The organism is Rhizobium etli CFN 42 (genome assembly GCF_000092045.1).
Lineage (GTDB): Bacteria > Pseudomonadota > Alphaproteobacteria > Rhizobiales > Rhizobiaceae > Rhizobium > Rhizobium etli.
This window is the reverse complement of the sequence record NC_004041.2, coordinates 311,157-323,457: the sequence shown is the minus strand read 5'-3', so window position 1 is coordinate 323,457 and position 12,301 is coordinate 311,157. Positions and strand designations below refer to the sequence as shown.

10 protein-coding genes and 2 pseudogenes are annotated in these 12,301 nt (G+C 58.5%); 9 read left to right on the top strand and 3 right to left on the bottom strand.

Features of this window, described 5'->3' with window-relative positions:
* Nucleotides 1–11 precede the first annotated feature (11 nt).
* From nifD to RHE_RS30915, 7 genes and pseudogenes are all read left to right on the top strand, one after another.
* Nucleotides 12–1,502: a nitrogenase molybdenum-iron protein alpha chain gene (nifD, locus tag RHE_RS30950; RefSeq protein WP_011053477.1), complete on the top strand. Its 1,491-nt coding sequence runs from the start codon at nucleotides 12–14 to the stop codon at nucleotides 1,500–1,502.
* 123 nt (nucleotides 1,503–1,625) lie between these two features.
* Nucleotides 1,626–3,167: a nitrogenase molybdenum-iron protein subunit beta gene (gene nifK, locus RHE_RS30945; RefSeq protein WP_004677342.1), complete on the top strand. Its 1,542-nt coding sequence runs from the start codon at nucleotides 1,626–1,628 to the stop codon at nucleotides 3,165–3,167.
* Nucleotides 3,168–3,225: 58 nt separating this feature from the next.
* Nucleotides 3,226–3,528: pseudogene (locus RHE_RS30940) on the top strand (nitrogenase component 1); the annotation flags it as partial.
* A gap of 33 nt (nucleotides 3,529–3,561) precedes the next feature.
* Nucleotides 3,562–4,050, top strand: a complete 489-nt coding sequence (locus RHE_RS30935; RefSeq protein ID WP_009991126.1) for a NifX-associated nitrogen fixation protein — start codon at nucleotides 3,562–3,564, stop codon at nucleotides 4,048–4,050.
* Between the two features lie 24 nt (nucleotides 4,051–4,074).
* Nucleotides 4,075–4,278, top strand: a complete 204-nt coding sequence (locus RHE_RS30930; protein ID WP_009991124.1) for a CCE_0567 family metalloprotein — start codon at nucleotides 4,075–4,077, stop codon at nucleotides 4,276–4,278.
* Entirely contained in the window at nucleotides 4,275–4,592 is a 318-nt protein-coding gene (gene fdxB / locus RHE_RS30925) for a ferredoxin III, nif-specific (RefSeq protein ID WP_004677870.1), read from the top strand. Before RHE_RS30930 ends, fdxB begins: the two co-directional genes overlap by 4 nt.
* An 874-nt stretch (nucleotides 4,593–5,466) precedes the next feature.
* The gene (locus RHE_RS30915) at nucleotides 5,467–5,922 is read left to right on the top strand and encodes a phasin (RefSeq protein ID WP_011053475.1); all 456 of its coding nucleotides are present in this window, start codon (nucleotides 5,467–5,469) and stop codon (nucleotides 5,920–5,922) included.
* 13 nt (nucleotides 5,923–5,935) lie between these two features.
* Here RHE_RS30915 and RHE_RS30910 read toward each other — a convergent pair whose 3' ends face one another.
* Nucleotides 5,936–6,166 (bottom strand): NAD(P) transhydrogenase subunit alpha, encoded by a 231-nt coding sequence (locus RHE_RS30910; RefSeq protein WP_225880318.1) that lies wholly within the window; start codon nucleotides 6,164–6,166, stop codon nucleotides 5,936–5,938.
* 478 nt (nucleotides 6,167–6,644) lie between these two features.
* On the opposite strand from RHE_RS30910, the gene hemN reads away from it, so the two are divergent.
* Nucleotides 6,645–7,997: an oxygen-independent coproporphyrinogen III oxidase gene (hemN, locus tag RHE_RS30905; protein WP_011053474.1), complete on the top strand. Its 1,353-nt coding sequence runs from the start codon at nucleotides 6,645–6,647 to the stop codon at nucleotides 7,995–7,997.
* Between the two features lie 965 nt (nucleotides 7,998–8,962).
* On the opposite strand, the gene RHE_RS30900 is transcribed toward hemN, so the two are convergent.
* Complete coding sequence (locus RHE_RS30900) at nucleotides 8,963–9,406, bottom strand: pseudoazurin (RefSeq protein WP_004674399.1); 444 nt, start codon at nucleotides 9,404–9,406, stop codon at nucleotides 8,963–8,965.
* A 306-nt stretch (nucleotides 9,407–9,712) separates the two neighbouring features.
* A pseudogene (locus RHE_RS34015) lies at nucleotides 9,713–10,430 on the bottom strand (cyclic nucleotide-binding domain-containing protein); the annotation flags it as partial.
* Between the two features lie 241 nt (nucleotides 10,431–10,671).
* Here RHE_RS34015 and ccoN point away from each other — a divergent pair.
* A complete protein-coding gene (gene ccoN, locus RHE_RS30890; protein WP_004674403.1) occupies nucleotides 10,672–12,294 on the top strand; it encodes a cytochrome-c oxidase, cbb3-type subunit I in 1,623 nt (540 codons plus the stop codon).
* The last annotated feature ends 7 nt before the right edge of the window (nucleotides 12,295–12,301 follow it).

The window sequence follows — 12,301 nt, the reverse complement described above, 5'->3', positions numbered from 1 at the left end:
GGCAGGGGCCCATGAGCCTTGATTACGAGAATGACAGCGTTTTGCATGAACAGCTCATTGCGGAAGTATTAGCGCAATATCCAGACAAGGCGGCGAAGCGCCGCAAGAAGCACCTCAGCGTCGCAACGAGCGGCGACGAGCCGAAGGCCCTTTCCGAATGCGACGTCAAATCGAACATCAAGTCCATTCCGGGCGTGATGACGATCCGCGGCTGCGCCTATGCCGGTTCCAAAGGCGTGGTATGGGGGCCGGTCAAGGACATGGTCCACATCTCGCACGGGCCGGTCGGTTGCGGTCATTATTCCTGGTCGCAACGCCGCAACTACTACGTCGGCCTGACGGGCATCGACACGTTCGTGACGCTGCAGTTCACCTCAGACTTCCAGGAAAAGGACATCGTGTTCGGCGGCGACAAGAAGCTTGAACAGGTCATCGACGAGATCGAGGAGCTTTTCCCCCTCAACAACGGCATCAGCGTGCAGTCGGAATGCCCGATCGGGCTGATTGGCGACGACATTGAGGCGGTGTCGCGCAAGAAGGCCAAGGAGCACGAAAAGACGATCGTGCCGGTACGCTGCGAGGGCTTCCGCGGCGTCTCGCAATCGCTCGGCCACCACATCGCCAACGACGCCATCCGTGACTGGGTTTTCGACAAGAACGAAGTCGAGTTTGAGACCGGCCCTTACGATGTCAACGTCGTCGGCGACTACAATATCGGTGGCGACGCGTGGGCTACGCGCATTCTATTGGAGGAGGTGGGGCTGCGCGTGGTCGGCAACTGGTCGGGTGATGCCACGCTCGCTGAGGTCGAGCGCGCGCCAAAGGCCAAGCTGAACCTCATCCACTGCTACCGCTCGATGAACTACATCTGTCGGCACATGGAGGAAAAATACGGCATCCCGTGGATGGAATACAATTTCTTTGGTCCGTCCCAGATCGAAACCTCCCTGCGCGAAATAGCCAAGCACTTCGGTCCGGAAATCGTCGACAAGACCGAGGCTGTCATCACCAAGTACCGGCCCCTGGTCGATGCTGTCGTCGACAAGTACCGGCCGCGCCTCGAAGGCAAGACGGTGATGCTCTATGTCGGCGGCCTGCGTCCTCGCCACGTCATCACGGCCTATGAGGACCTCGGCATGCGGATCGTCGGCACCGGCTACGAGTTCGCCCACAACGACGACTATCAGCGCACCGGCCATTATGTGAACAAGGGTACGCTGATCTATGACGACGTGACCGGTTACGAGCTGGAAAAGTTCATCGAAGGCATCCGCCCCGACCTTGTTGGGTCCGGCATTAAAGAGAAGTATCCGGTGCAGAAGATGGGCATCCCCTTCCGCCAGATGCACTCCTGGGATTATTCCGGCCCGTATCACGGCTATGACGGCTTCGCCATATTCGCCCGCGACATGGATCTGGCCATCAATAATCCGGTGTGGGATCTCTACGACGTCCCCTGGAAAAAAGAGGCCGCGCCAGCTGAGGCGGTTGCGGCCGAATGAGAGCCTGGCCTGTCTTGGGAAGGGGCAGGCCAGGCTCTTCCCATCGGACTTGATCCGCACTCGTGACAGATGACATCCCATTGCCGCCACCGGTGCGGCGCGATGAAAAGAAAGGTGCTTACTATGCCGCAGTCGGCGGAAAAAGTTCTCGACCATGCTCCCCTGTTCCGCGAGCCGGAATACAGGCAGATGCTCGCCGAGAAGAAAGCCAATTTCGAATGCCCCCACCCGGATCAGGTCGTTGCCGATCAAAACGACTTCACGAAGACCTGGGAGTATCGCGAAAAGAACCTGGGCCGCGAAGCCCTGGTCGTGAACCCGGCCAAAGCCTGCCAGCCGCTCGGTGCCGTCTTCGCAGCCGCAGGCTTTGAGCAAACGATGTCCTTCGTCCATGGCAGCCAGGGCTGCGTCGCTTATTACCGTTCGCATCTGTCGCGTCACTTCAAGGAGCCTTCATCGGCGGTCTCGTCCTCGATGACGGAGGACGCGGCAGTGTTCGGCGGGTTGAAGAACATGGTCGACGGGCTCGCCAATACATACAAGCTCTACGATCCGAAGATGATCGCCGTCTCGACCACCTGCATGGCCGAAGTCATTGGAGACGACCTCCACGGCTTCATCGAAAACGCAAAGAACGAAGGGTCGGTCCCGCACGACTTCGATGTTCCTTTCGCCCACACGCCTGCCTTCGTCGGCAGCCACGTCGATGGCTATGACGGCATGATCAAGGGCATTCTGGAGAACTTCTGGAAAGGCAACGAGCGGAAGGAGGTTGCTCAAGCCATCAACATCATTCCCGGCTTCGACGGCTTCTGCGTCGGCAACAACCGCGAACTGAAGCGCCTGCTCGACATGATGGGCGTATCCTACATCTTCATCCAGGATGCCTCCGACCAGTTCGACACGCCGTCTGACGGTACGTACCGCATGTATGACGGCGGCACGAAGATCGAGGACTTGAAAACGGCGTTGAATGCCGAAGCGACCCTGTCGCTGCAGCACTATAACACGCGCAAAACGCTGGAATATTGCAAGGAGGTCGGTCAGGTTACGGCTTCGTTCCATTATCCGCTGGGTGTTCAGGCGACCGACGAATTCCTGATGAAGGTCTCGGAGATTACCGGCAAGGAAATTCCTCCGGCAATCGGCCTGGAACGCGGCCGTCTCGTCGACGCTATGGCAGATAGCCAAGCCTGGCTGCACGGGAAGAAATACGCGATCTACGGCGATCCTGACTTCGTCTACGCCGTTGCCCGGTTCGTCTTGGAAACCGGCGGTGAGCCGACCCACTGCCTTGCTACCAACGGCACGTCGGCCTGGGAAGCCGAGATGAAGGCGTTGCTCGCATCCTCGCCCTTCGGCAAGGATGCCCAGGTCTGGGCGGGCAAGGACCTGTGGGCGTTGCGCTCGCTGCTCTTTACCGAGCCGGTTGATCTTATGATCGGCAATTCCTATGGCAAGTATCTCGAGCGCGACACCGGCACCCCATTGATCCGGCTGACCTTTCCGATATTCGACCGGCACCATCACCACCGTTTCCCGCTCATGGGCTACCAGGGCGGCCTGCGCGTCCTGACGACGATCCTCGACAAGATCTTCGACAAGCTCGATCGCGAGACGAGCGAGCCGGGTGTGACGGACTATTCTTACGACCTGACCCGCTAGGAGCGGCGGCGGTCGGCCTTGTGAGGCCGGCCGCCTTCATCTGAACTTGGAGACCGCAATGCCCTTGCTCAATGCTAAAGTCCAGGATGTCTTTGACGAGCCTGCCTGCGAGAAGAACCGCAGCAAGGATTCCAAGGCGCGCAAAAACGGCTGTTCGAAGCCGCTGATCCCCGGGGCGGCAGCCGGCGGATGCGCTTTCGATGGCGCCAAGATCGTGCTGCAGCCGATCACCGACGTCGCGCACCTGATCCATGGGCCTCTCGGCTGTGAGGGCAATTCCTGGGACAACCGCGGATCGGCTTCTTCAGGTCCCACGCTCTGGCGCACGAGCTTCACGGCGCTGACCGAAGCAGGCGCCATTGAAAAGAAGCCTTTCGATGAGGAGGACTAAGAAATGGGTACATTGACAGGAAGTACGAATGGCCCTGCTGTCAACGAAGATGGGGATCTCGCCACCCCTTTTCTCAGATGCCTGATAAGGCTCATCCGCGCTCAGGATGCCCATGGGGCGTGGGAAGGCAAATCGGACACTGACCTGCTGGCCGACTTCATCCTCACCAAGGAGCAGCGCCGTAAGATCCCGATCATAGGCGATCCGGATCCTGATGTGCTGTGGAGGCTACAGAACTTTTACAGTTGCGTGGGGCTTGTGATCGAAGAGTGCACAGGCCTGTTGGCATCGCCGATCATGACGATCGGCCATGAGGGCTTCGGCCGCTTGCTTTTGACGACTGGACGGTTGGTCGTTCTGTCGAAGACCCTGCGCGATGTCCACCGGTTCGGCTTTGAGACGCTAGGCAAGCTCGCCGAGACCGGCACGAAAATGGTCGATGACGCTATTGAAGTTATCGAAACCTATCCCGACGTGGCGCGGGCATCATGAAATCAATTTTCGAGGAAAGAGATCATGTCAGACATTGTGGAGCAGCTGAAAAAGGTCCGCAAGCTGCAGTCCCGCGCCGCCGCTGCGAAGATGGAGTTGCACGATCTTGCCGAGGACCTTCCGATTAATTGGGCTAGAATCAAGACCATTGCAGGAGAGACGTTCGACGCCTTCGCCGAGTTGAACGCTGCGAAGGAAGAGCTCGCTGCATTGGAGAATTCACGATGACTGGCCCTTTCGTCACGCGCGACGGCTCCAGCTGGGTGCCGGAGTACCTGACCTGCATCGATGCTACAACCTGCATCGGCTGTGGCCGATGCTTCAAAGCCTGCTCTCGCGAAGTCATGCACCTCTATGGCGTCGGTGAAGCGGGTGAAATCCTCGGCATCTGCGACGACGAGGAGGAAGACTTCGATGGCGAGCTCAATCGTATGATCATGGTTGTCGATGAGGCCGGCCGCTGCATTGGTTGCGGCGCCTGCGCGCGCGTCTGCCCGAAGAACTGTCAGACCCATGTCGCGGCAGACAAGGTTACTGCGTGATCTCGCGAACAAGTCAACGCTGTTACCTTCAGATCGTTTGTTGTCTCCTGCTGCTCGTCGTCTGCGCAAACGAACGAACGTAGTTACTTCGTGTGGCATTCCATCCACAAAGTTGGCGCTGCGATGGTGGCTAGTTCGTCGCTTCTTTCAATAGGACTTTTTTAAAAGCGCGAAGTGGCGATCGCTGTCTCGTCGCCCTCGGCGATGAACTTATCCGGTTGCCAAGGCAGATGCCCCGCGATTGGATCGCCACAGATCGTGCCGTTCGTGTCCCATGCCTGATCCGCGGATGCGGCGGTTCTAATCAATGGCGGCCGGTGCAAAGAAGGCACTGCAATTGCACGCAATGTCTCGCGCAAGCTGACCGTCGAGGTAAGCACCAGTGCGCAGCTGACGGAGGCACTTGCGGCGAGGACCGCAACGCCACTTTCCACCCCGCAGGCTCAATACGATCCGACACAGGACGATCCTGAGCGCGGTTGAATTACATGCTAATTCCCTTGTCCCCAGCGCAACCGTCGACATTTCTCGCAAATGTCGGGCATCCGCCACTTTTGTCAGGTTTGTCGTGATTGGAACGTTTTGTTCGCCGGTCTCTCCGTCAAATACACATCAACCTGCCCTCAACCCGCCCATTGATAAAAGAAAATCATCTTCTTGGCGCGTCGGAGCAGTTGGCATGGTGTTTGCTGATCCCTGGTTACAAGCGGCAGAAAGCAGTCTGCATGATGCCGGTTCATGAAACGAACGGAACGGAGGCCACCTGACCGTTCGTCATCGGATCCGCGTTCTACCAAGCGGCCATGCATCCGCCGGCGGAAGGGTCAATCCCGATGTCACAGCTTGCAACCAACTCAAAGAGAAGGAAAATGCAATGACCAAGATTTCCGAAAGATCCTTTGAAACGATCGAAAACCCGGGGTCATCGTCGCTCAAGGTGCCAGATCAGTTCGGCGCATCTGTTGAAAAGGGGAACAAGAAGGTGACAGAGGCTTTTTTGAAACTTGCGTCCGGCGCTGAAGCGACACAGAAAATGCTGCCTCCGATCCTCGAAACGACAAGTCTATTCGGCAACGAATTGTGGTGGAAGACGATCGCTGCACTGCAGGCCGACGCCGAGGCCAGCTTCTCACATTTGCAAGCTTTGCTGGGCGCGAATTCGCCGTCGCAGATCCTCGAACAGCAGTCGACCTTTTTCCGCAAGCGCGTTGAGACAAGTTTGCAGCACGCCAAGGAAGTCCGGGTGCTCTCAAGCAGGGCGGTGGAGGAAATCTCAAAGCCGGTCAAGGATGCTTTTGACAAGGTGCTGACGGACCTCAAGGCGACGTAAAACTGAGGAGACCCTAGAAATACCGCGCGGTGATCTGCCCGGTGAAGAAACACCTGAAGTTCGCACTCGCTTCGATGACCGCCCGGTAACCCCGATCTTTCCCATTCATCTTCTGTGCACGGCTGATGCGCGGGACCATGTCTATGGCGCTTATATTCGCGCCCGAATGCAGAGCCCGCTTGAGCAACTCATTGTTGGCTGCGGGATAGAAGAAAGCGATTAGCGTCTTTTCAGGCGACAGCAGGGCGACCTCATTGATCGAGGCGCACCTTGACGATCACGTCGGCGGCCGCGGCGAGGGCCTGTGGAATTGGAAAACGACCACGACTTCCGCGTTTCGGTAGGCTTCGCTCGAGATTCCCGCCGTTAGGCCGGCACCAGTTCCACTGGCGATCAACAAACTATCGCCGGGGGCCAGCGCATGGAGCGAGCCGAAACCGTGGGATGGCTCGACCGGCGACAGCACGCGGACACCAATTTGTTTCACCCGTTTTGCGTATCAGTCATTCTTGCTCATTTCCTTGTGGCACGTCTCTTCGAACAGCCGGGACCGCGGCTCGACCCATGTCAGAACGAGATGTTAGGCGGGTTCGAAAGTGCTGACTTTCACAGCGGACAAAGATCCGGCTGATTCTGGCCTGAGACGTCATCATTGATTTGGGACAAGGAAGCCGGCGCGGCCGGAGATCATAAAGCATCCTGTTTTGAAAAGGGATGCGAAAATGTCTGATGATCTGATCGCCAAATACGGCGATGCGCGGGTTCCGCGTTATACGAGTTACCCGACGGCGGCGGCTTTTTCTGCAGCCGTGGGGCCGGATGAATATGCCGGCAATCTCGCCCATATCGCCGCGGCTGGCCCGGTTTCGGTTTATCTCCACGTCCCGTTCTGCCGTTCGATATGCTGGTACTGCGGCTGCCACACGACCATCACCCGGCAAGACGCTCCGGTCGCCGACTATCTCGACGTGATGAAGGAAGAGATCGAGCTCGTCTCTTTTGCGGCCGGAAACGACGTGCCCGTCAAGTACGTGCATTTCGGCGGCGGCACGCCGTCGGTCATGAAGCCGCAGGAATTTTCGGCTCTAATGGCAAAGCTCAGGAGTGCCTTCACGTTTGAAGCGAAAGCCGGCGTCGCAGTCGAGATCGACCCTCGCACATTGGTCGCCCCCGTGATCGATGCGCTCGCCGAAAACGGCGTCGACCGCGCAAGCCTCGGCGTCCAGAGCTTCGATCCGATCGTGCAGGCCGGTATCAAGCGGCTGCAATCCTTTGAGCAGACGGAAAGGGCGGTCGCCGGGTTGCGCTCAGCAGGCGTCAGCAGCATCAACTTCGACCTAATTTATGGCCTTCCGAAACAGACTGTCCAATCTTGCATCGAGACGGTCCGGCTGGCTGCAGAACTGCGTCCCGAACGTTTCGCCGTTTTCGGTTACGCTCACATACCCGCTTTTAAGAAACATCAGCGCCTGATCGACGAAGCATCGCTGCCGGACGCAAAACAGCGGAACGAGCAGGCGGAAGTGATCGCCGAGGAGCTCCAGAAGGCCGGATATCTGCGCATTGGGCTCGATCATTTTGCACTGCCGAACGATCAGTTGGCGCTCGCCGCGCGCAACAGAACGCTGAGGAGAAACTTCCAGGGCTATACCACGGATGATTGCGATAGCCTGATCGGCCTCGGCGCATCTGCGATCGGGCGGCTGCCGGCCGGCTATATGCAGAACCACGTGCCTCTCGGCCTCTATGCCGAGCGAATTGCCTTCGGGGTGCTGCCGACCGCCAAGGGATATCTTCTCAGCGAGGAGGACAAGCTTCGGGCGAGGGTCATCGAGAGGCTGATGTGCGATTTCGAAGCCGATCTCGGCCAGTTGAGCAGCGGATCGGGTTTCGACACCGGCTTCCTTGTCGAGCGCAACGACCGTCTCGGCGAGCTCATGGCCGACGGCGTCGTGACGATCAGCGGTGAGCGGATTGTCGTATGCGAGGAGGCGCGCTTCATGGTCCGTGCAGTCGCGGCGGCATTCGACGCCTATTTTAGCTCGCACGGGCACACGCACAGCAAGGCAGCCTAGTACTTGTCGCCGGAAGTGTGCATCGGTTCCGGCGACACGAAACGCATCAAAGGCCGCGCGAGAAGACATCGAGTTCCCGTTTCTCGATCGAGGACCCTGCAGTTATCTTCCCAGGAGTCCCGTCGACAACGGCACGTCGAGGAGGATCGACGTCGCAAGTTCGTGTGAAGCAGGGCGGGCGCACTCACAAATACGGTCATCGGGCCGCCCTGTCACAAGTAGATGGGCGCCCGTATCACCGCCTGGACGTCGAGGTCGTTATCGTCGAGCTTTTCGGCTCATTCAAATACAGCTCGATCTCGGCAGGCCCTGGCCCAGGGTATCGTTGGCGACTGACGTCGAACCTTTAAGGTGGCGTGGGCAAGCGCCGGTCCGCAGAGTTGTGCCCATCGCGATTATGGCGGCCGCGCAGGCGCCTGAAGGAGCCTTTTCGCGAGGTGAGCTACCGAGCGCCACATGATCGACGGCTCTCGCCCTCTCACGAACGCGGTTGTTCGAGCACGTCGAAGGACGAGGCAGGGGTCTCCTAGTTGTAGGACTTGCCTGCCGCGGGGATTTCGATCAAACGTTCGACGGCGCCTTCCGTGCAATTCTTGGGTAACCAGAACGAGACCCCGGGTTTTGGCTGGCATCTCCTTCGCGACTGCCGCGCAAAAAAACGACCTCGTTATATTCGTCGTCAGCGAGATTGCCGCCGGGCTAGTGATCTTGCCCACGCGTTCCTTCACAGGTCTGCCGTGCAGATCATAGCTCTTTTCACAGGCCACATTCACTTTCTCGACGGTCCCACCAGGTTTCGGCATCGGCTTTGCCGACAACCGTGTCCGACCACTGCCTTGGACGTCTTGCCTGACAGCGCCTGGCTCTGCTCGATGCTCACTGAGCATCAGCTGCTCCTGGCGAGGCAAACAGCTGCCACGAAAGCCATCGTCATGGGCTGCGCGGTCATCCGCACCTGCTGTGTCTCACTGGGTGATGTTTGTGAGGTCGGCATCGAGCCGCTTGCGCACCATGTTCGGCACCTTTGCAGTCTTGATCGCTTCGAGATTGGGCGGACTGTCACCCACCTGGATCAGGGCAACCATGCCCATGCCGGAATGTGGGGTGCATTTCAGGACATAGACGCCTGGAACATCGAATTTCGCGCGATATAGCTCATTCGGCTTTGACTTGAAGTCGGCAACGCCATCCGGAATGAGGCCTTTGAAGGTTTCGACGTTGTGGCCCTTGTCGGTGGGGATGAAGGTGACGGTGTCGCCGGGGGCGATCTTCAGGAAGCCAGGCTCGAACACCATCGCGCCTTCCGTGCCTTTGTTGAGCATCCGAACCTGGTGGTCGGCCGCCATCAACGGCGCTGCCGAAACAATCAAGGCTGCCGCTGCAGCGATCAGACCGAATTTTAACCGCATTTGCAAGCTCCTTTTCTGCGAGACCCAATCAGCCTCATGAATGTGTCTTAGCAGATGCCGGAATTGGGCTCTTTGACGCCCGTCAAATTCGGGGAAAAAAGGCAGAAGGTCCCAATTTTTGCCTGCTTGCCCAGCGCCCTTGCGAGGGACATGGCAGCCTGCAAGCGATGTAGGAATCACCGAAGGACAAGCACGCTCGGCGAACGTCGGCGCTGCTGAACAGCTTAGGATTGCCGTGACTGAGCTCATATCGCGTCGAGAAGTTCGCGGAGGGCATGAATGTCGATCCCGCGGCTTGTCGCGTGTGTTGAGGTTTACCCTCTGACAGAAATCCTCGGAAAAATCATCAGTGTCGCCCGATAACCGTACCAGCGGGCAAGATTGACGTTCCGCAGGTCGTGCCTGCCCTCGGGAATAACGATGTTGCGCGACGCAAGTTTCGTAACGGTGTGGGCCAGGGTCTCAATGGTCAGGCCGAGATGATCCGCAATGTCTTGACGATTCATGGAAACGCGCAACGGACCTTGGCGGACGCGGGTTGCGCCGGAATGCAAGCTTCACGATGAAGCTGCAGGGGCGCTCCTCGGCGTTCTTCTTCGGCAACAGCACCATCTGTTCATGCGAAGCGGCCGCCTCCTGCCAGAGCAACGAGAGCTAGGTCGAGCGAGCGCATTAGACCGAGCGACTTCCCCGTGGAAACTCATGTGCGATATCCGGCGGATCTTGCATTTCGTGACGGCCTCAGCCGTAAATAGGAAATCGTTTTGCAGCGACGCGCCGTTGAGATCGCCGGCGAATTGAAGAGCGATTATCACCCGACGATCTTTCGCCGATGATACGAAGCAGGCGCACGACACCTTCTTCCACCTGGACAAGATGGTTGCTTATCACCCTCCCACCAAATCGCCTTACCGGCTGCGACGGCCTCGGCCGCCGAGCCTACGAACAGCGAAGAGAGGGATTGGCCGGCATGTATGGCTTCGCGCCCCTTCGCGCCATTGTCGAACGCGTGGTTGTTCTGCACAGCATCTTCATCGCCCCTTGTGGCAGTGGGTGCGGTAGAAAGCAGCTGCGTCACACGGGAGTAAGCGGGCGGTGCCAAAGGGGGAAGTTTGCAACAGAGTGTAACAACGTCGGTTCGTCCACCGCTTCCAGTCCGCTTGTTGATGTAGATCAAGGAGCCGTTCCCGTCTTCGTGACAGTCCTGCCTCGAAATCCGAGAAAGCCGGCCGCGAGGCGGTCGTCTGCGCACTGGAGACGACATCATGAATTACACGACAGAAACGATGGTGATCGCGGTCGCAGCGTTTCTGGCGCTGCTCGCGGCCGCATTCGCGCACGATCATCTGTTTGCAGTCCATATGGGTATACTTTGCCTCTGCCTGGTTGCGGGAACGCTGCTGCTTGTCAGAAACGCAGAGTTTTCGCCGACGGGCCAACAGCGCAAAACAGAGCTTACGGGCTATTGCGACGAGGTAATCCGCTACGGCCTGATCGCTACGGTGTTCTGGGGCGTCGTCGGCTTCCTCGTCGGCGTGATCATCGCGCTGCAGCTCGCCTTTCCCGACCTCAACATCGCGCCCTATTGGAATTTCGGAAGATTGCGGCCGGTTCACACATCGGCGGTGATCTTCGCCTTCGGCGGCAACGCGCTGATCATGACATCCTTCTATGTGGTGCAACGCACCTGTCGCGCGCGTCTCTTCGGAGGAACACTCGCCTGGTTCGTCTTCTGGGGCTACCAGCTGTTCATCGTGATGGCTGCGACCGGCTACGTGATCGGCATCAATCAGTCGCGCGAATATGCCGAGCCCGAATGGTACGTCGACCTGTGGCTTACCATCGTCTGGGTCGCCTATCTGGCCGTCTATCTCGGAACGATCCTGAAGCGCAAAGAGCCGCATATCTACGTGGCAAACTGGTTCTATCTCAGCTTCATAGTCACCATTGCGATGCTGCATGTGGTCAACAACCTCGCTGTTCCGGCGTCGTTCCTCGGCTCCAAGAGCTATTCTCTCTTCTCCGGCGTCCAGGATGCACTCACCCAATGGTGGTACGGCCACAACGCCGTCGGCTTCTTCCTCACCGCCGGCTTCCTGGGGATGATGTACTATTTTGTGCCGAAGCAGGCCAACCGGCCGGTTTATTCCTACCGGCTGTCGATCATCCACTTCTGGGCCCTGATCTTCATGTATATCTGGGCCGGCCCGCATCATCTGCATTACACGGCGCTGCCTGACTGGGCGCAGACGCTCGGAATGGTCTTCTCCGTCATGCTCTGGATGCCCTCCTGGGGCGGCATGATCAACGGTTTGATGACCCTTTCGGGCGCCTGGGACAAAATTCGCACCGACCCGATCATCCGGATGATGATCGTCGCCATCGCATTTTATGGGATGTCGACCTTCGAAGGCCCGATGATGTCGATAAAGGCGGTCAATTCGCTCAGCCACTATACCGAATGGACGATCGGTCACGTGCATTCCGGAGCACTTGGCTGGGTGGGTATGATCACCTTCGGGGCGATATACTACCTGACGCCGAAACTGTGGGGGCGCGAGCGCCTCTACAGCCTGCGGATGGTCAACTGGCACTTCTGGCTCGCGACGCTCGGGATCGTGATCTACGCCGCGGTGCTCTGGGTCGCGGGCATCCAGCAGGGGCTGATGTGGCGAGAATACAATTCCCAGGGCTTCCTCGTCTATTCCTTCGCTGAAACGGTCGCGGCGATGATCCCCTATTACGTGCTGCGTGCCGTCGGCGGAGCACTCTACCTAGCGGGTGGCCTCGTCATGGCCTGGAACGTGTTCATGACGATCCGCGGCCACCTGCGCGACGAAGCGCCAATCCCGACCAGTTTGGTGCCCCAGGCACAGCCTGCCGAGTGAGGTGAGA